Here is a 19,690-nt window from a genome sequence, read left to right on the forward strand (position 1 = left end):
GCAGGCTGTCCAAAAATGGACAGCCTGCTTTTTTTATATCTTTAACTTAAATTAAATTGACATACTTTGAGATTTTTTATAAATTATAAAAAGAACTTGTATTCTCAGACCAAATCTTATTTTGATTTTTGGTTGATAATTGAGAGATATAATCTTCAAGAGTCTTTACTACTTCTGAGTAATTTGAAGCGACATTAAGAACGGGCCAATCTGATCCGAACATTAATTTATGGGTTGGAAAATTTTCAAAAATTACATCCAGATACGGTTTTAAATCGTCAGGTTTCCAATTATTCCAATTGGCTTCTGTGACCATTCCGGAAATTTTACAGCTTACATTCTCATATTTTGCAATTTCTTCAATTCCTTTTTTCCAGGAAACAATATCACCTGATTTTATATCCGGTTTTGCAATATGATCGATCACAAAAGGCTGATTCTGAAAATGTTTTACCAAATCTATTGCAGCAGGTAACTGGCGATGAAAAATAAGAATATCATATGTGTAACCGAATTGTTTTAAAGCAGAAATTCCTTTACGAAAATCTTCCCTGAACATAAAATCATCCGCTTCACCCTGAACAACATGTCGAAATCCTTTTATCTTTTTATGATTCGAAAAATATTCTAATCGTTCTGTTATATTTTCATTTCTTAAATCAACCCAGCCGACAATTCCTTTTATAAAATCATTTTTTGGTGCTAATTCTAACAGAAAATTTGTTTCATCTTCAGACTGGCTTGCCTGAACAGCAACGCAACCTGAAAATTGATTTTGCTGCAGTAAAGGCAAAAGATCTTCGGGCAAAAAATCCTTTTGAATTTTTTGCATCGATTCATCAATCCAACTGTCTCTTACAGGATCGAATTTCCAAAAATGCTGATGTGAATCAATACGATTACTCATCTTTATTAATTTACATCACTAATTAAGGCACGATCCAGATGCACGTAACCGCCATCAACAAAAACAAATTGTCCTGTTGTGTGCGACGAACGATTAGAAATAATAAAAAGGGAAGTATCTGCAATTTCTTCCGTTTTGGTCATTCTGCTTTCAAACGGAATACTTTTGTTTATTTTCTTTAAAACAGTTTCACCATCCGGTAATGTTTTAATCCAGTCTTCGTATGCCGGAGTGTAACTTTCTGCAATAATAATCGCATTCGAACGAATCCCAAACTGAACTAAATCTACTGCCCATTCTCTGGTCAATCCTAAAACACCGCCTTTTGCAGCAGCGTAACCAGAAGTTCCGCCCTGACCTGTTAGAGCAACTTTTGAACCAATATTCAGGATATTCCCTTTTGATTCTTTTAAGTACGGAAGCGCATATTTTGTCAATAAAAAATAGCTCACTACATTTAGTTTCAAGGAATCCATAAATTGTTCGTAAGTAGCATCTAAACCTGCGCCATCATTTACTCCTACATTGTTTATTACAGCATCGATTCTGCCATATTTTGCAATGATCTTTTTTACCGCGTTTTCTATTTCAACAGGATCAGTAACATCTGTTTTGACAAATAAGGAATCTATATCTCTTTTTTGAAGTTCTTCGGCATAATCAAAACCTCTGTCATTTCTGTCAACAAGAACCGGAATTGCTCCTTCTTCTGCCAGTCTTTTTATAATTGTTTCTCCAATACTGCCTACTTTGCCTGCCGAACCCGACACAACAACTATTTTACCTTTTAAATTTAAATCCATTTTTTTATTATGTTAGAAGTAATTTGTAAAATGTGAAATGTAGATTGCGATATATGATTTTTAAGATGTAAAATGAATATTATATAACTTAGCTTTTACTAAATTTTTCACAACAGAATTCACATATCACATTTTACATTTTACTAATAATTTTATTCTATTTCTATTAACGCTTTTATGACGTTATTTTTCGGATCAATTAATTGCCCAAAATCGTTAATCATTTCTGAAAAACTGGTTCTGTGCGTGATGTATTTTTTAGGATCTATTTTTCCGTTTTTAAGACATTCCATCACATATTCAAAATCCTGAATTGTAGCATTTCTACTGCTCATCAAAGTAGATTCTCTTTTATGAAAATCAGGATGACTAAAGGTTAATTCTCCTTTTTGAAGTCCGACCAAAACAAATCTTCCGCCATGCGAAATGTAATTAAAAGCATCATTCATGACATTTCTGTTTCCTGTTGCATCAATTACCACATTTGCCATATCGCCATTGGTGATTTCAGCCAGTTTTGCGGTTACATTTTCATTTAACGGATTTATCGTTGCATCGGCATGCAATTCGTTTTTACAAAAACCCAATCGGTACTCGTTGATATCCATTACAATAACTTTTGCTCCTGCAATTTTAGCAAACTGGATTAATCCAATCCCAATTGGCCCTGCTCCCATCACCAGAACGGTATCATTTGGTCCAACAGCAGCTCTTCTTACTCCGTGCGCAGCAATTGCAAGTGGTTCAACCAAGGCCAGTTGATCATAATCTAATCCCTGACCGTGAAGTAAATATTGCTCCGGAATAGTAACATATTCCGCCATTCCGCCATCAATATGAACTCCAAAAACTTTGATATTTACACAACAATTCGTTAAGCCGTTTCTGCACGCCACACATTTTCCACAATTGAAATACGGAATAAAAGTTACCTTATCTCCCGGCGCAAAACCTTTAGCATTTCCTTTAATGTATTCTGCAGCAAGTTCATGTCCTAAAATTCTTGGATACTCAAAATAAGGCTGAGTTCCGCCAAAAGCATGAATATCAGTCCCACAGATTCCAATTCTTTTTATTTTTAGTAATACTTCGCCCTCTTTTGGTTCCGGTATTTCTTTTTCTTTTAATTTGAATTCCTGGGGTTTTTCACAAACAATAAATTTCATCTTCAATTTTATTTTGGATTACTTTTTATATTCAACCGCAGTTTGTTTACTAGTACCCAAACCTTCAATTCCAAGCTCTACGACATCACCTGCTTTTAGGTAAATTGGATCCGGTTTAATTCCTAATCCAACTCCCGGAGGCGTTCCTGTGCTAATGATATCACCCGGAAGCAATGTCATGAACTGACTTAGATAATGTAATAAGTATGGAATTTTAAAAACCAGATTTAAAGTATTACTGTCTTGATATTTTTTACCATTCACAGTAAGCCACATTGACAAATTATCAACATCTTTTACTTCATCTTTCGTTGCCAAAAAGGGTCCAAGAGGTGCAAACGTATCGCATCCTTTTCCTTTTGCCCATTGTCCGCCGCGTTCGATCTGAAATTCTCTTTCGCTGTAATCATTCAATAAAGCGTAACCCGCAACATAGTCAAGAGCTTCTGCTTCCTCGACATAACTTGCTTTTTTACCTACAACAAATGCCAACTCTACTTCCCAGTCTGTTTTTACACTGTTTTTTGGTATAATCACATCATCATCAGGACCACATAAAGAAGTCGTCGATTTAAAAAAGATGATAGGTTCTGTTGGGATTGGTGCACCGGTTTCTTTGCAGTGATCTACATAATTCAATCCAATACATATTATTTTAGAAGGTCTCGATACTGGAGATCCTAAACGTACATTTGCGTCAACTTCTGCTAAAGTTGGATTACTCTCTAATGCTTTTTGTAATTTTTCAAGACCATTTTCTTCAAAAAAACTTTCGTTAAAGTCTGAAACAATTGATGAAACATCATATCTTTTTTCACCTATTAAAACTCCTGGTTTTTCTTTTCCGATTTCTCCAAAACGTATTAATTTCATATTTTTCTTTTTTTAGTGGCTAAGTGGCTAAGGTTCTAAGTTGCTAAGTCTTCTTGACGTTTAGTCAACTGAAAAATCTTAGTAACTCAAAACCTCAGTACCTTTATTTAATTATTTATTTTAAAATTATTGATTGCTATCCAGTAGAAATGAGGACTAATTTTCCAGTCTAAAAAAACTTAGTAACTTAGCATCTCAGTCCCGAGGCTTCGGGATAACATCTTTTTCTTAGTTATTTAACTTGATAAATCCTCCATCGATTGGGTAATCGCTTCCTGTAATAAATCCAGCTTCGTCGCTGCATAAATACAAAGCAAGCGCTGCGATTTCGTCTGGTTTTCCCATTCTGCCAATAGGTTGTGATTGTGAAAGTTTTTCGAACATTTCAGCTTCTTTTCCGGCATAGTTTTTCGAAATAAAACCATCTACAAATGGTGTATGAACTCTCGCAGGTGAAATAGAATTACAACGGATATTTTCGTTTATATAATCTTTTGCAACAGATAAAGTCATTGCCATCACAGCACCTTTTGCAGTTGAATAAGCAAATCGATCCGGAATACCAACCCATGCCGCAATCGAAGCCATATTAAGGATTACGCCGCCTTTTGAAAGTCGGAATTGCGGAATTGCAGCAAACAAACAGTTGTAAACTCCTTTTACGTTTACCTCCATCACGCGATCAAAATCAGATTCCGGTGTTGTGTCTACTTTACCCACATGAGCAATTCCGGCATTATTAATCAGGATATGAATATTGCCAATTGCTTCAAATGTTGCAGTAACCTCTTTTTGGTTTGCCACATTACAGGCATGTGAAAAAACATTTCCACCTAATTTTTTAATATCCTCTACCGCTTCCTGAGCACTCTCAAGCGTTAAATCTATAATGTGTACTTCTGCTCCCTGTTTGGCAAACAGCGTTGCAATAGCTCTTCCAATTCCGCTGCCGCCTCCCGTTACGACAGCTTTTTTATTTTGTAATGAAAACATTTTTTATAATTATTAAGTCTTTATTTAACATTATACCCTAAAATTCTGCGTGTAAATTAATAAATGTAAAAAACACAATTACAAATGTAATTTTTAATCTCAATATACTGAGAAATATTTTCTTTATTTCCTCTAAAAATAATCATAGTTTAATATATTATAACATTTTTTATGTCATTTGTAAAAAAACAAGACCGTAGATTCATATACTGCAAAAAATGACTGTTAATAAATGAAACATTTATTGCTCAATTCAATCTTATTTATATTTTTGTAATTGTATTTTTTACATTTATTATTTTAAGAATACAATTATCACCAATAAAACATCGAAAAATGACAATATTAAAAGGGATAACCTGGAATCACACAAGAGGTTTATTGCCAATGGTCGCTACAGCACAGCGTTTTACAGAATTAAATCCAAATATTGAAATCACTTGGGAGAAAAGAAGTTTACAGGAATTTGCAGATGCATCGATTGAAGATCTTGCCAAAAGATTTGATTTATTAGTTATCGATCATCCATGGACAGGTTTTGGAGCGCATACAAATGCGATCCTCCCACTCTCTGACCATCTTTCTACAGAATATATAAAAGATCAGGAATCAAATACAGTTGGCCGTTCTTACGGAAGTTATGTTTTTAGCCACAAACTTTGGGCATTGCCTATTGATGCGGCGACTCCGGTTGCAGCGGCGCGACTGGATATTTTAGAAAAACAAGGCTTAAAAGTGCCTCAGACTTATGAGGATTTATTGGTTCTAGCTAAAAAAGGACTCGTTGCTTTTGCAGGAATTCCGGTTGATGTTCTGATGAGTTTTTATATGTATTGCTGTAGTTTGGGCGAAGCTCCCTTTCAGTCTGATGAAAAAGTAATCTCGGTTGAAACCGGAAAAAAGGCGTTACAACTCTTTAGAGAATTGGCGCAATTAATTGATCCTGAAAATTTTAACAGAAACCCGATTCAGGTTTATGAAGCTATGGTCAATTCTGATAAAATTGCCTACTGCCCTTTTGCTTACGGATATTCTAATTATTCTAGAACAGGTTACAGTAAAAACCTGCTTCATTTTTATGATTTAGTCCGTTTGAATAATAATCCAATGATTAGTTCGCTTGGCGGAACCGGATTAGCGGTTTCTTCGTTTAGCAAACATATTCCCGAAGCCATTAAATATGCTGAGTTTACGGGATCGTCGCAAGTTCAGCAAAATATATTTGCTGATAATGGCGGACAACCCGGACATTTACAAGCCTGGAAAAGCAACCGAATCAATGCACTAACTCATGATTATTTCAAGAATACTTTGCCTGCTTTAGAACGTGCTTTTTTACGTCCCAGATATTCCGGACATATGTATTTTCAGGATCATGCGGGCGATATCGTTCGTGATTATCTGATGAATGGCGGAAATGAAGAATTGGTTTTAGAAGTCCTGAATTCGCTTTATGCGAAATCCCTAAACCTGCAAACAACATGAGACCATTAGAAGGATTAGTTGTATTAGAATTCTGCCAGTTTTTGGCCGGTCCTTCAGCGGGATTAAAATTGGCTGATTTAGGCGCAAGAGTCATAAAAATTGAACGCCCGATAAAAGGTGAAGCTTGCAGGCAATTGAGTATAAAAGATCTTTTTGTCGATGACAGCAGTTTGCTATTTCATACTATAAACAGAAATAAGGAATCTTTTGCCGCTGATCTTAAAAATCCGGAAGATCTGATTTTGATAAAAAAACTAATTGCTCAGGCTGATATTATGACGCACAATTTCAGACCCGGAGTGATGGATAAAATTGGTCTGGATTTTAATGAAACGCTGGCAATTAATCCTAAAATAATCTACGGAACCATTACTGGTTACGGCAATATTGGTCCGTGGGCAAAAAAACCAGGACAGGATTTATTGCTGCAATCTTTATCAGGACTAAGTTGGTTAACCGGTCGTAAAAGTCAGGAACCGGTTCCTTTTGGTCTGGCTGTAGCCGATTTAATGTGCGGAAATCATTTTGTACAGGGAATTTTAGCGGCTTTACTCAAAAGAGCCAAAACCGGAAAAGGTATTTTGGTCGAAGTAAGTTTACTCGAATCGGTTTTGGATGTGCAATTTGAAGCCATTACTTCGTTCTTAAATGATGGCGGTCAATTGCCTCAAAGAGGAGATATTAAAGGAAGTGCACATGCTTTTTTAAGTGCTCCGTACGGTGTTTATCAAACTAAAGACGGTTATATTTCTTTAGCAATGGGCGATTTGCTTTTTATAGGAAATACACTCGGCGTTGATTTGAAACAATATAGTGACAAGCATCTTTGGTTTGAAAAAAGAGATGAAATCAGGGCAATATTAGCCAATAAACTAATTACCCAAACTGCAGATTACTGGATAACATTACTGCAGAAAGAAGGTATTTGGTGCGGTAAAGTTTTCGATTATGAAGAACTGAACAACCAGCCTTTTGTAAACGAATTGCAACTGAAACAAACCGTTAAAAATTCTGATGGAGAAACTTTAATTACAACCCGAAGCCCAATTCAGCTTGACGGAAAAATTTTAGCAAGCACAAAAGCGGCACCTAAAGTTGGAGAAGACAATTCAAGAATACACGAACAATTTTTAAACAACGCATGAAACCATTAGAAGATTATTTAATAGTAGATTTTAGCCAGTTTCTTTCCGGTCCTTCAGCGAGTTTAAGACTGGCTGATTTGGGTGCGCGTGTCATAAAAATTGAGAAACCCGGAACAGGCGATATCTGCAGGACTTTATATACATCTGATTTGATTATGAATGGCGAATCTTCGGTTTTTCATACGATTAACAGAAATAAGGAATCATTTGCAATTGATTTTAAGCAACCAGATGAACTTGAAAAATTAAAAAAATTATTGGCTAAAGCCGATGTCGTGATGCATAATTTCAGACCCGGGGTTATGGAGCGAATCGGTTTGAGTTATGAGGCGGTAAAAGCCATAAATCCAACGGTGGTTTATGCTTCGATTTCCGGTTTTGGCGATCATCCGGATTTAAAAGATTTACCGGGACAAGATTTACTACTGCAATCTTTAACGGCTTTGACCTGGTTAAGCGGCAATCAGGACGATGGTCCGGTACCAATGGGTTTGTCAATTGTCGATATGTTGGCAGGCGCACATTTGGCTCAGGGAATATTGGCTGCATTATATCGAAAGGCAACTCATACTATTGGCGCTTCGGTTCAGGTGAGTATGTTAGAATCTGCTTTCGATTTTCAGTTCGAAACCATAACAACTTATTTTAATGATGGCGGCGAATTGCCTGTTCGAACCAAAACCAATAATGCACATGCTTATTTGGGCGCGCCATACGGAATTTACAAAACCAAAAACGGTTATTTAGCTCTTGCAATGGGATCTATTCCGGTTTTGGCTTCGCTTTTAAAATGTGATGCTCTTTTGGCATATCCGGAAAATAAATTCAGCTTACGAGATGAAATCAAGAATATTCTCGCTTTGCATTTGCAAACTGAAAATACTGATTTTTGGCTGAATATTTTAGAACCTGCAGACATTTGGTGCGCCGGGGTTTTAAATTATCAGCAGCTTTTTGCCGAGGAAGGTTTTAAGGTTTTAGATTTTATGCAGGAAGTTCAAATGATCGATGGTTACTCCTATAAAACCACCAGATGTCCTATTAAAATAGACGGTGAATATTTTACTTCAGATAAAGGTTCTCCCAAATTAGGACAGGATAATGAGAAGATTATTAAAGAATTTATACTAATCTAATGGAAAAAATAAGAATAGCTGTCCGCAAATTTGATCCTTTCGAAATTACGCTGCAAAAGCTATGGGATTTATTTTGCCTGAAATACAATATTGCTGTCGAAGCAGAAATGGTTCCGCTGGAATTACATGACCTTTATGAAGAAACAATTACCAATAAAGGTTTAAAAAACGGCAAATGGGATATTGCACATATCAACACCGATTGGATATTTGACGCTGTAAACGAAAAAGCGGTGCTGGACCTAACCTCTCTTATTAATCAAAATCCACCGCAGGATTATCCAGAAGGCTGGCATCAATCCTTATTGAATTTACAGCAAATAAAAAACGGTACTTATGGTTTGCCTTTTCATGATGGACCTGAATGTTTGATTTTTAGAACGGATTTATTTGAAGATGATAATGAGAAAGAAAATTTTAAAAAACAATTTGGCTATGAACTTCAGCCTCCAAAAACCTGGACAGAATTTACTCAGATAGCACAATTTTTCAATCGTCCCGAAGAAAACTTGTATGGTTGTGTTTTTGCCAATTTCCCTGACGGACACAATATGGTTTTTGATTTTTGCCTGCAACTCTGGACTCGTGGCGGGTCATTATTAAACGATCAAAATCAAATTAATATCAATCATAATCAAGCAATTGAGGCTTTGGATTTTTACAGGACTATTGTAAATAATAAAGATGCAATTCACCCCAAATCGAAAAATTTTGGTTCTGTAGAAGCCGGAATGGCTTTCGCCGAAGGACAAGCCGCAATGGCAATCAACTGGTTTGGATTTGCCTCGATGTGCGAAGTAATCGACGAATCGAAAGTAAAAGGGAAAGTCGATATTACAGAACTTCCTTCAGATCCTAATCATAAAACCGCTTCGCTCAATGTTTATTGGCTTTATACAATTGGCATAGGAAGCAAAAATAAAGCACTGGCTTATGATTTTTTACGATTTGCTACCAGTGTAAAAAGTGATAAACTATTAACAAAAGAAGGCGGAATAGGCTGTAGAAAATCGACTTGGAACGATCCTGAAATCAATGACATTATTCCGTTTTACCATAAACTCGAAATGCTGCACGAAAATGCCCTGACTTTGCCTCAAACGCCAATCTGGCCTAAAGTTGCAGCATTAATAGATCAAATGGTTTTAAAGGCGATTGAAAGTAATATTTCGTCTCAAAAACTAATCGAAGAAACTCAGCATAACATTGAAAATTTGACTCTTAAACAAAGTTTCTGCCAGGACAAAAACTTAGCAACTTAGACACTTAGCAGCTTAGAAACTATAAACAAAAAAACATGAATATTCCATATAAACCTAAATTACCGGAAACGAACCAACCCATTATCATTATTGGTGCAAGCGGCATTGTAAAAGATGCCCATTTGCCTGCTTATCAAATGGCTGGTTTTACTGTTTTTGGGATCACAAACAGAACAATTTCAAAAGCGCACGATCTGGCAAAACAATTTAAAATCGCACATGTTTTTGAAAACGTGGCTGATGCAGTAAAAAATGCACCATCAAATGCTGTGTACGATATTACGGTTCTACCCGATCAATACATCGAAATTCTGGAGCAATTACCTGACGGAGCCGCAGTTCTGATTCAGAAACCTATGGGAAATGATCTTGCTCAGGCACGTGAAATCGTCGCGGTTTGCGAACGTAAAAATCTGGTTGCAGCAATTAATTTCCAATTGCGTTTTGCCTCTTTTGTTAGTGCAGCACGCTATATGATCGATCAGGGAATTATTGGCGAATTGTATGATTTTGAATTTAAGGTTACGGTAAACACGCCTTGGGAATTGTTTCCATTGATTAAGGAACACCCCAGATTAGAAATTCTTTTTCATAGTGTTCACTATATCGATTGCATTAGGTCGTTTTTAGGAAATCCGAAAAGTGTGATGGCAAAAACAGCCAAACACCCGCTAAAAAAATTATCATCCTGCCGTTCTACAATCATTTTAGATTATGGAGAAGACAAACATGTTGTAATCAATACGAATCACGATCATCATTTTGGACCTAAACACGAGGAAAGTTACATTAAATGGGAAGGAACAAAAGGAGCGGTCAAAGCAAAAATGGGTTTATTAATGAATTATCCTGACGGTTTGCCGGATGAATTTGAATATGCTTTACTCAACGAAAAAGGTGAATATGAATGGAAAAAAATCGAACTTGAAGGTTCATGGTTTCCCGAAGCTTTTATAGGAACAATGTCAAACCTGATGCGCTTCAAGGAAGGTTCTGACACCAAATTACTGGCAAGTGTTCAGGATGTTCTGGACACTATGAAAGTCGTCGAAGCCTGTTATATCAGCAATAAAAACGGAGGGGTTTCTCTTAGCGAATTATAATTTAGAAGCAAGAAGTAAGATGATAAAATGCATTATGTAAAGATTTTTAAAACGATAGTAATACACAGTAAAACAAACAGACATCGAATATCTTCATTTCACATTTAGCCATAACTTAAAATCTTGCTTCTTGCTTCTAACATCTAAACTTTTATCAAACTAAAAATATATGTATTTCAAATCAACATTTTTTGAGGATTATCAAATTGGTGATAAGCGCGTCACTTTTGGGCGAACGATTACCGAAACAGATTTTGTGGTTCATGCCGGGCATACGGGAGATTTTTTTCCGCATCATATGGATGAGGAATGGTGCAAAACACAACCTTTCGGACAGCGTATTGCACACGGAACAATGGTTTTTAGTATCGGAATTGGTTTAACAGCATCTGAAATTAATCCTGAAGCATTTTCTAAAGGATATGATCGTATGCGATTTGTAAAACCAGTGCATATTGGTGACACGATTCATTCTGAAATTACAATCTCAGAAAAAGGAGAAGCCAAAAAACCCGATATGGGAACTGTAACAGAACATGTAGAAATCATCAATCAAAAAGGTGAAGTCGTTCTTGTTTGTGATCACTTACTCTTGGTTAAAAAAAATCTTTGATTTTTTTTGAGGTACAAAGGCCCAAAGTTTCAAAGGGACAGAGGTTTCTCACTTTGAACATAAAAACCAAAACCTTTGAGCCTTTGTCGCTTTGAACCTTTGCCGCTCTGAACCTCTGAACCTATTAACAAAAAAACTATCTAACTATGCAAATAACCAACCAAATCGGCGATCAACACGAAGTCGCTTCCGAAACAGGCTCAGGCAAAAAATACCTTTTGCCCTTTATATTAATCACCAGTTTATTTTTCCTATGGGGAATGGCGCATGGTCTTGACGGTATTTTGATTCCGCATTTAAAGAAAGCATGCCAGCTCAACAACAGACAATCCACATTAATCGATACTTCGATCTTTTTTGCCTATTTTATAATGGCAATTCCGGCGGGAATCATAATCAAAAAAATTGGCTATAAAAACAGTATTATCACTGGTTTATTGGTCTTTGCAGCGGGAGCATTTTTATTTGTACCGGCAGCAAATACCAGAACTTACGAGCTTTTTTTACTGGCATTGTTTATTATTGGCTGTGGATTAACAATTCTTGAAACGAGCGCTAATCCTTATGCAGCAATTTTAGGGCCTCCGGAATCTTCTTCGACAAGATTGAATTTAGCCGCTTCTTTTAATGGTTTGGCTGTAACTCTGGCTCCTTTACTTGGAGGAGTTTTTATACTTTCTGGCGTTAATCATACGCCGGAGCAATTAGCTTCAATGCCTGATGCTACAAGAGCTGCTTATTTATTGGAGGAAGCTTCGACTGTAAAATTGCCTTATATTATTCTGGGAAGCATATTGGTTTTAGTAGCAGTTGTATTTTATTTTATGCATTTGCCTTCTATGAAATCCCAGGAAACTGAAAATGAAGCAAAACCCGGATTTTTTTCTGTCCTGAAATTTTCGCATTTAAGCTGGGCTGTTGTGGCACAATTTTTTTATGTTGGTGCACAAGTTTGCATCACCAGTTTTTTTGTACGAATAGCACAAAAAGAAGCTGGATTAGATGAAAAAACTGCGGCTTATTATCTTGGTATTTATGGCTTTTTGTTTATGATGGGACGATTTAGCGGAACCTTTTTTCTAAAATTTGTTAAGGATTACATTTTGCTTTCTATCTATTGTATCATCAGCGTTTTGCTTTGTTTAGTGGCAATTTACGGATCCGGTATTTATATTATTTATGCGCTTGGCGGAATCGGATTTTTTATGTCGATTATGTTTCCTACGATCTTTTCATTAGGATTAACAGGTTTAAAATCGAATACTGAAACTGGTTCTTCGTGGTTGGTTATGTCAATTGTTGGCGGCGCAATACTTCCGTACGGAATGGGAACTTTGATCGATATGAAACATGATGATATTCAATCCGGATATATTATTCCGTTGTTGTGTTTTGTTATTATTTTATCTTTTGGTTTGTACGGACACAAAGTAAAGGCCGTGAAATAATTTCATTTTAAAAAATAAAAAAAGGTTTGAATCAGATAATTTTGATTCAAACCTTTTTTATTATAATTTGGTTTAGAAACTTAGTCCAGAAAAAACCATTCTTTCACATCTTCGGCAATTGTTTCTTTGTTTACAATGCTTTCAAACTCATTATTTATTGGATTATAACGATAAGCTTCCTGCCATTTTTCGTAGTTCAAAGCTACTTTTTGTATCGCATCACAAATAAACAATAATTCCTGGGTTGTCATTGTTGGATGAAGTGAAACCCGAACCCAGCCTGGCTTATTGCTTAGGTTTTTATTCAGAATTTCGTTTGTCATCTCGACTGATTGTTTTTCATTAATATCAAACAAATAATGTGCGTATGTACTTGCGCAGGACCATCCGCCACGAACCTGAATCCCGAAACGATCGTTTAAAAGTCTGACAATTAAATTATAATGAATATTTTCAATCGTAAAAGAAACACAGCCAATTCTCTCCGTATTTAAATCTCCCAAAATAGATAATCCTTTTATTTTTTGAAGTTCAGAAAAACAAATTTCAAGCAATTCATTTTCTCTGTTTTTCATGTTTTCGATTCCCATTTGGTTTTTCAGTTCCAGACATAAAGCTGTTCGCATGACTTGTAAAAAACCCGGAGTTCCGCCATCTTCTTTTACTTCTATAGCATCGCTGTAATGGTAACCTCCCCAGGGATTGGTACATTTTACATTTCCTCCGCCGGGATTATCGGGAAAGTTTGATTGGTATAATTTTTCATTAAAAACCAAAATCCCACAGGTTCCCGGACCTCCAAGAAATTTATGAGGCGAAAAGAAAATTGCATCCAATTGTTCTTCAGTATCTTCCGGATGCATATTTATAGCAACATAAGGCGCTGAAGCTGCAAAATCTACAAAACATACCCCATTATTTTGATGCATGATTTTAGCCAGTTTATGATATGGCGTAATGATTCCGTTTACATTGGAACATGCTGTAAACGAGCCAATCTTCAAAGCTCTGTTTGCATATTTTTTAAGTTCTTCTGACAATATTTCGGGATCAGCCAGATTATTTTCATCGGGAGGTAAAACCACCACATCTGCAATGGTTTCATACCACGGAACCTGATTAGAGTGATGCTCCATATGTGTGATAAAAACCACTGGTCTTTCATTATCAAAATTTGGTTTTATATTGTAAATATTATCTTTTGATCGCAAACCCATAATGCGCTGCAACTTCGATAAAGCGGCTGTCATTCCGGTTCCGGTTGCTACAAGGCAATCGTGCTCATTTGCATTCACGTGTTTTTTAATCAGGTCGCGTGCATGCTGATACGCATAAGTTGAAGCTTTACCGGTTTCGCTTGAAAACGAATGGGTGTTGGCAATCATTGGCCCAATTTTAGAAAGCATAATATCTTCTAAAGGAGCATATAATCTTCCGCTGGCAATCCAATCTGCATATATTAGTTTTTGTTTCCCGTATGTGGATTCGAAACTGTGATTTACTCCAATAGTATTTTCCCTGAACTTAGAAAAATAGCGCTCTAATTGTGTCTGTTCCTTTTTATTCAGAATAGCATTCATTATTTTTATCTTTTAAAAAACAGCTTATTTTTTGAAATTTTTGATTCCTGTATTCAACCAGTCATAATAGTTTTCGATATCAGGATTATATGCTGAAGGTTGGGTTAAATTATTGCTGTTATGATCTACAATTACATAAAATGGCTGTGCGTTTGCTTTATAGGTTTTAATCTGTAAATCGCTCCACTTATTACCAATTGTTTTGATTTTTTTGCCAGTGGTTTCTGAGACATATTGTTCACTTTCCGGCAATTCTTTTTTATCATCAACATAAAGCGAAATCAAAACCAAATCATTTTTTAAAACTCCTAAAACCTTAGCATCTGACCAAACGAGTTCTTCCATTTTTCTGCAATTTACGCAGGCATATCCTGTAAAATCCAATAAAACCGGTTTTCCTGCTTTTTTAGCAAATTCCATTCCTTTTTTGTAATCATGAAAAGTAACGATATTCTGAGGGCCAAATTCAGCTCCTTCCGGTAAAATAGTTTTTGTTTCGCCTGAATTTTTAGAAGCTCCAAATCCGTCAGGTGATTCGCTGTAATGCATTGGTGGCGGGAATCCGCTGATTAATTTTAGAGGTGCACCAAAAAGTCCGGGAATCAGATAAATTGTAAAACTAAGAACAAGAAGTCCAAAAATCAACCGTCCTACCGAAATATGATTGAGCGGAGAATCGTGTGGCAAGGTAATTTTTCCAAATAAATAAAGTGCCAGAACTGCAAAAACGGCAATCCAGATAGTTAAGAAAACTTCTCTTTCGAGCCAATGCAATTGCAAAACAAGATCAGCATTTGATAAAAATTTGAAAGCTAAAGCTAATTCTAAAAAGCCTAAAACTACTTTTACGGTATTTAGCCATCCGCCTGATTTGGGCAACGCATTCAGCCAACCCGGAAAAGCGGCAAATAACGAGAATGGTAAAGCGATGGCGATCGAAAATCCTAACATTCCCACAATTGGTGCAATTCCGCCTTTTGAAGCCGCTTCGACCAATAAAGTCCCTACAATAGGTCCCGTACAAGAAAATGACACAATGGCTAAAGCCAAGGCCATAAAGAAAATCCCAATCAGTCCTCCTCTATCGGCTTGTGAATCGACTTTATTGGCAAGGGAATTCGGCAGCATGATTTCAAACGCCCCTAAAAAAGAACACGCAAAAACAACCAGTAAAACAAAGAATATCAGGTTAAACCAAACATTTGTAGAAAGTGCATTCAGGGAATCTGCACCAAAAACCGCGGTTACAATTGAGCCCAGTAAAACGTAGATAATCACAATTGAGAATCCGTAAATCAAAGCATTTTTGATTCCGGCTGCTTTGGTTTTGCTTTGTTTGGTAAAATAACTCACGGTCATTGGGATCATCGGGAAAACACAAGGTGTTAGCAAAGCAGCAAAACCGGATAAAAAGGCAATTATAAAAATGCTGATTAATCCTCTTGATTTATTTTTTTCAGAATGATTTACAACTGCTTTTTCTGTTGATTTATCTATGTTTTCTGCTGCTTTTTCTACTTTTTGAACAGAGTCTCCTTTAGCAAAATCAGCAGTAGCTTTGGCGGAAGCCAACTTTTTAGCATTCGGGATTTTAAAGGATAATTCTTCAGATGATGGCGGCAAGCAATTGCTGTCATCGCAAACCATAAATTCTACTTCGGCCGCGATATTCACAATTTCATCTGATGTAAATTTTATCTTCTGCGCAAAAACAGCTTTACCTTCAAAATATTTAATTTTCATGTCGAAGATTTTATCGACGGTTTCGTGTCCTTTATCTTCTGTTGTTTTTCCGATTAATTCGAATTTTTTCGGGTTGTTTTTAAATGTAAAAGCGGTTGGAGATGGTCCGCCTTCTTCAATATATTGTCCGTATAAATGCCAGCCGGATTGTATTATGGCCTGGGCTTTCAGGATATATTCTTTATCTGATATTTTTTCGACAGCTGTTGTCCATTTTACCGGATTGTACATTTGCCCAAATATGCTGCAACTTAATAGCAACATAAAGGTTATTATGATATTTTTCATTGGTTTACAGGTTTGATATTTTGGAAAAAAAGAGCTGTTGGCAAACAGCTCTTTTAGGGTCTTTCTTAGAAAATTGCTTACTAATTCAGTTTCTAATATGAAAAAAATGAAAGACTACTATTAAAATTGTTGGTTGTTGGATTACGATAACTTTGTCAAGGTTTTGATTTTTTTTTTAAAGTTTACTATTAGTATATATTCGCAATCATTGTCATTTCGAGGAACAACCTCAGTATAACCTTTACTTTCTCTTATTGCAAAGGTTTGCCATCTTTATCAAGTGAACCCGCTTTTATAACAATCATTTTGTCCAGCTGAATGTATTTTTTGATGGCATCATTGACTTGTTGCAAGGTTACTTTTTCGATATCCTTTGGGTATTGTTCGATATAATCCGGTTGTAGACCTCTTTCTATAAAACTTAAAATTGTTCTTGCCATTCCGCTTGTGGTCGACATTCCAACTTTAAAGCTTCCTATTAAATTGGTTTTCTTGTTTTCGAGTTCTTCTGTCGTAATACCGTCTTTTACCCATTTATCAATTTGAACCATTGTGGCGTCTAATCCTTTTTGAAATAAAGTTGGATTAAATGAAGCATTTACCATCCAGTAACCGCCAGTGTAGATATTACCACCCATTCCGGATGAAATACTGTATGTTAAACCATCATTATCACGAACGGTTTGCATCAAACGTCCGGCAAAACCGGCGCCTAAAGTATAATTTGCAATGTAAAACGGAATATAATCAGCATCGGCTCTTTTTAAACCTGTGTATTGGCCAATGAATAATTCGGCACTTGGTTTTTCAGCAATTGTAATGACTTCGGTTTTTGAAGGTGACTTTATGGCTTCTTCAAACTTCATATTTTCTACAACTCCGCCATTCCAGTTTTTGAATGATTTTTTTAAAGAGGCATTTAAATTAGCGTCTTCTGTATCTCCCACAATTACCAGATGCATAGATATGGGACCAAAATATTTTTTATGAAAAGCTTTAACTTCTTCTAATGTTGCATTCTTAATATTAGCAATATTATCTTCTGAGCTTAAACTGTAATTAGGATTTGCTTTTGGATAAATGGCTTGTGATAAAGCAATGTTTCCTCTATTGCCCGGATCGTTTAAACTTTGTTGTATGTTTCCTGTAAATTGCTGTTTTAGACTTTCAAATTCTTTTGCATCAAACAACGGATTCCTTAATTCTTCTGCTAATAATGCAATAACCTGATCCAGATCTTTTTTCAGGCATTTAAATCCAATATTTATTTTAAAAGTCGACGCATTTACGTTTAGGTTTACGCCTAATTTTTGCAGTTTTTCAGAGAATTTAAATTTATCATTCAGCGTTGTTCCTTTTGATAACATCGTTGCTGTCAGGGACGGAATCATGCTGTTTTTTGTTTCGTTTGCGTAGTTACCTAATGAAATACTTGCTGAAACTGTCACAAAATCCTTAGCTGAAGTTTTGACAGAAACAACATCAATTCCTGCTACTTTTTCTCTTTTGTATGTCGAAGGTGTTTTTTCTATTCGGTTTTCTGCTGCAATTTCTGTCGCATTATTTATTTGTTCTAATGCGATGTTTGCAGATTCTTCATGATTGTGTTCGTGTTTGGGATCTCTATAATAAAAAGGTCCGTTTTGAGGCATAAAATTATTGGCTTGAGCCGAATCTTTATTTTGTGCTCCTGCTTGTTTAGGAATAAAATATGCCGTTGTACTTTGATCCTCTACTAAATATTTTTGCGCTACACGCAAAACATCAGCCGGAGTAACTTTTTTTAATCTGTCAACACCCGTTATATAATCTGTCCAGTCACCGGCTGCAATGGCTTCGTTAAGTTCAGATGCGATAACTCCTGAACCGTCACGGGCTAAAATAGTTTGTGCGCTAATTTTTGCCACAACACGATTTACCTCATCCTGAGTAACGCCCTCTTTCTGGATTTTAGCGACAACTTCGCTTATTTTAGCATCAATATCTTCGTGTTTTGAGGTTGTTGGAAAACCAACTCCAATAGTAAAAAGTCCCACTTCTTTAAAATTTGTGGCATTTGCAAACGTATAAATTCCCAAACGGGTATCTACAAAAGTTTTGTTTAATATCGCTGATGGTCCTGCACCTATTATTTCACCTAAAATATTCAAAGCAGGCAAATCTTCGTGTAAAGCTCCCGGAATTTTATAGGCTTTATTTACAACGCCCAGCTCTCCCGGTTTTTTTACTACAATTTTACGAGGTCCGTATTGTTGTGGCTCTTCGGTATAAGGCTGTGGCATTGGTTTTGGTGCTTTTGTAATTTTACCAAAATATTGCTCGATTAATTCGAATACATTCTCTTTTTTAAAATCTCCAATAATGGTTAAAGTTGCATTATCCGGCCAATAATAAGTATTGTAGAAATTGCGCAATACTTCGATTGGTGCTTTCTCGATGTCAGATTTCCATCCAATTGTAGAATGATGATAAGGATGCGCAATATATGCCGAAGCCCAGATTTCTTTATCCAGTAAACTATTCGGGTCGTTTTCGCCACGCTCGAATTCGTTACGTACTACGGTCATTTCAGCTTCTTTATCTTCTTTTAACAGTAAAGAATTTCTCATTCTGTCCGCTTCGATCTGGAGCGCCAGTGCGATTTTATCACTTGGCAGTGTTTCAAAATAATTCGTTCGGTCATACCAGGTTGTCGCATTCAGTTGTGCTCCGGTATTTTGAAGAACATCTGTAATTGTTTTTCCGTTTTTCTTGTTGAAAGTTGGTGTTCCTTTAAACATTAAATGTTCTAAAAGATGGGTTGATCCGGTGTTTCCTAAAACTTCATGTTTAGAACCTACACGATATACAATTTGTACGGTTGCAACGGGTGAAGCATTGTCCTGCAAAAGCAAAACATTCATACCGTTTGGCTGATACAAATACTCTTCGATACCGCCTAACTCTTTTATCTTCTTAAAGTTAACGGATTTATTCTGTGCTGAAACAAGTGTACAGAATGCTAATGAGCAATAGCTCAGAAAGATATATTTTTTCATTTTTATATTATGATTTTTATAGTTACCGTTTTCAGTTTTCAGTCGCAGTCTCAGTGAAAACTGCAAACTGAGACTGAGACTGCGGCTGAAAACTGTGACCGAAAACT

General features: G+C 36.1%; 15 protein-coding genes. 7 read left to right on the forward strand and 8 right to left on the reverse strand.

Annotated elements, in window-relative coordinates; translation table 11 throughout:
* Nucleotides 1–76: 76 nt before the first annotated feature.
* The 5 genes from RC62_RS10995 to RC62_RS11015 all read right to left on the reverse strand — a co-directional run bounded on the left by RC62_RS10995 (nt 77) and on the right by RC62_RS11015 (nt 4,742).
* Complete coding sequence (locus tag RC62_RS10995) at nt 77–907, reverse strand: amidohydrolase family protein (protein WP_055095267.1); 831 nt, start codon at nt 905–907, stop codon at nt 77–79.
* A gap of 5 nt (nt 908–912) precedes the next feature.
* Nucleotides 913–1,710 carry an SDR family oxidoreductase gene (locus RC62_RS11000; protein WP_055095268.1) on the reverse strand — a complete coding sequence of 266 codons (798 nt, stop codon included), beginning with the start codon at nt 1,708–1,710 and terminating at the stop codon, nt 913–915.
* Between the two features lie 152 nt (nt 1,711–1,862).
* Nucleotides 1,863–2,876: a zinc-binding alcohol dehydrogenase family protein gene (locus RC62_RS11005; protein WP_055095269.1), complete on the reverse strand. Its 1,014-nt coding sequence runs from the start codon at nt 2,874–2,876 to the stop codon at nt 1,863–1,865.
* Between the two features lie 18 nt (nt 2,877–2,894).
* Entirely contained in the window at nt 2,895–3,749 is an 855-nt protein-coding gene (locus RC62_RS11010) for a fumarylacetoacetate hydrolase family protein (protein WP_055095270.1), read from the reverse strand.
* Nucleotides 3,750–3,977: 228 nt separating this feature from the next.
* Entirely contained in the window at nt 3,978–4,742 is a 765-nt protein-coding gene (locus tag RC62_RS11015) for an SDR family NAD(P)-dependent oxidoreductase (RefSeq protein ID WP_055095271.1), read from the reverse strand.
* Between the two features lie 336 nt (nt 4,743–5,078).
* On the opposite strand from RC62_RS11015, the gene RC62_RS11020 reads away from it, so the two are divergent.
* The 7 genes from RC62_RS11020 to fucP all read left to right on the forward strand — a co-directional run bounded on the left by RC62_RS11020 (nt 5,079) and on the right by fucP (nt 12,934).
* On the forward strand, nt 5,079–6,227 hold the full coding sequence (locus RC62_RS11020) for an ABC transporter substrate-binding protein (protein ID WP_055095272.1): 1,149 nt from the start codon (nt 5,079–5,081) through the stop codon (nt 6,225–6,227).
* Nucleotides 6,224–7,372 carry a CaiB/BaiF CoA transferase family protein gene (locus RC62_RS11025; protein ID WP_055095273.1) on the forward strand — a complete coding sequence of 383 codons (1,149 nt, stop codon included), beginning with the start codon at nt 6,224–6,226 and terminating at the stop codon, nt 7,370–7,372. Before RC62_RS11020 ends, RC62_RS11025 begins: the two co-directional genes overlap by 4 nt.
* Nucleotides 7,369–8,508 (forward strand): CaiB/BaiF CoA transferase family protein, encoded by a 1,140-nt coding sequence (locus RC62_RS11030; protein WP_055095274.1) that lies wholly within the window; start codon nt 7,369–7,371, stop codon nt 8,506–8,508. The genes RC62_RS11025 and RC62_RS11030 overlap by 4 nt, the downstream gene beginning before the upstream one ends.
* Nucleotides 8,508–9,770 (forward strand): extracellular solute-binding protein, encoded by a 1,263-nt coding sequence (locus RC62_RS11035; protein ID WP_055095275.1) that lies wholly within the window; start codon nt 8,508–8,510, stop codon nt 9,768–9,770. The genes RC62_RS11030 and RC62_RS11035 overlap by 1 nt, the downstream gene beginning before the upstream one ends.
* A 35-nt stretch (nt 9,771–9,805) precedes the next feature.
* A complete protein-coding gene (locus tag RC62_RS11040; protein ID WP_055095276.1) occupies nt 9,806–10,873 on the forward strand; it encodes a Gfo/Idh/MocA family protein in 1,068 nt (355 codons plus the stop codon).
* A 169-nt stretch (nt 10,874–11,042) separates the two neighbouring features.
* The gene (locus RC62_RS11045; protein WP_055095277.1) at nt 11,043–11,486 is read left to right on the forward strand and encodes a MaoC/PaaZ C-terminal domain-containing protein; all 444 of its coding nucleotides are present in this window, start codon (nt 11,043–11,045) and stop codon (nt 11,484–11,486) included.
* 146 nt (nt 11,487–11,632) lie between these two features.
* The gene (gene fucP, locus RC62_RS11050; protein ID WP_055095278.1) at nt 11,633–12,934 is read left to right on the forward strand and encodes an L-fucose:H+ symporter permease; all 1,302 of its coding nucleotides are present in this window, start codon (nt 11,633–11,635) and stop codon (nt 12,932–12,934) included.
* Between the two features lie 80 nt (nt 12,935–13,014).
* Here fucP and RC62_RS11055 read toward each other — a convergent pair whose 3' ends face one another.
* The 3 genes from RC62_RS11055 to RC62_RS11065 form a co-directional block, all read right to left on the reverse strand.
* Nucleotides 13,015–14,514: an aminotransferase class V-fold PLP-dependent enzyme gene (locus RC62_RS11055; protein ID WP_055095279.1), complete on the reverse strand. Its 1,500-nt coding sequence runs from the start codon at nt 14,512–14,514 to the stop codon at nt 13,015–13,017.
* A 24-nt stretch (nt 14,515–14,538) separates the two neighbouring features.
* Nucleotides 14,539–16,545, reverse strand: a complete 2,007-nt coding sequence (locus RC62_RS11060) for a protein-disulfide reductase DsbD family protein (protein ID WP_055095280.1) — start codon at nt 16,543–16,545, stop codon at nt 14,539–14,541.
* 251 nt (nt 16,546–16,796) lie between these two features.
* A complete protein-coding gene (locus RC62_RS11065; RefSeq protein ID WP_055095424.1) occupies nt 16,797–19,583 on the reverse strand; it encodes a M16 family metallopeptidase in 2,787 nt (928 codons plus the stop codon).
* Nucleotides 19,584–19,690: the final 107 nt, after the last annotated feature.

The sequence above is a fragment of the Flavobacterium aquidurense genome (assembly GCF_001404985.1).
Classification (GTDB): Bacteria; Bacteroidota; Bacteroidia; order Flavobacteriales; family Flavobacteriaceae; genus Flavobacterium; species Flavobacterium aquidurense_B.

What these genes read in the sequence shown, in the direction of transcription:
- RC62_RS11060 (WP_055095280.1), bottom strand. Translation starts at nt 16,545, where the DNA reads ATGAAAAATATCATAATAACCTTTATGTTGCTATTAAGTTGCAGCATA.
- RC62_RS11045 (WP_055095277.1), top strand. Translation starts at nt 11,043, where the DNA reads ATGTATTTCAAATCAACATTTTTTGAGGATTATCAAATTGGTGATAAG.
- RC62_RS11005 (WP_055095269.1), bottom strand. Translation starts at nt 2,876, where the DNA reads ATGAAATTTATTGTTTGTGAAAAACCCCAGGAATTCAAATTAAAAGAA.
- RC62_RS11035 (WP_055095275.1), top strand. Translation starts at nt 8,508, where the DNA reads ATGGAAAAAATAAGAATAGCTGTCCGCAAATTTGATCCTTTCGAAATT.
- RC62_RS11030 (WP_055095274.1), top strand. Translation starts at nt 7,369, where the DNA reads ATGAAACCATTAGAAGATTATTTAATAGTAGATTTTAGCCAGTTTCTT.
- RC62_RS11055 (WP_055095279.1), bottom strand. Translation starts at nt 14,514, where the DNA reads ATGAATGCTATTCTGAATAAAAAGGAACAGACACAATTAGAGCGCTAT.
- RC62_RS11000 (WP_055095268.1), bottom strand. Translation starts at nt 1,710, where the DNA reads ATGGATTTAAATTTAAAAGGTAAAATAGTTGTTGTGTCGGGTTCGGCA.
- RC62_RS11065 (WP_055095424.1), bottom strand. Translation starts at nt 19,583, where the DNA reads ATGAAAAAATATATCTTTCTGAGCTATTGCTCATTAGCATTCTGTACA.
- RC62_RS11010 (WP_055095270.1), bottom strand. Translation starts at nt 3,749, where the DNA reads ATGAAATTAATACGTTTTGGAGAAATCGGAAAAGAAAAACCAGGAGTT.
- RC62_RS11020 (WP_055095272.1), top strand. Translation starts at nt 5,079, where the DNA reads ATGACAATATTAAAAGGGATAACCTGGAATCACACAAGAGGTTTATTG.
- RC62_RS11015 (WP_055095271.1), bottom strand. Translation starts at nt 4,742, where the DNA reads ATGTTTTCATTACAAAATAAAAAAGCTGTCGTAACGGGAGGCGGCAGC.
- fucP (WP_055095278.1), top strand. Translation starts at nt 11,633, where the DNA reads ATGCAAATAACCAACCAAATCGGCGATCAACACGAAGTCGCTTCCGAA.
- RC62_RS11040 (WP_055095276.1), top strand. Translation starts at nt 9,806, where the DNA reads ATGAATATTCCATATAAACCTAAATTACCGGAAACGAACCAACCCATT.
- RC62_RS10995 (WP_055095267.1), bottom strand. Translation starts at nt 907, where the DNA reads ATGAGTAATCGTATTGATTCACATCAGCATTTTTGGAAATTCGATCCT.
- RC62_RS11025 (WP_055095273.1), top strand. Translation starts at nt 6,224, where the DNA reads ATGAGACCATTAGAAGGATTAGTTGTATTAGAATTCTGCCAGTTTTTG.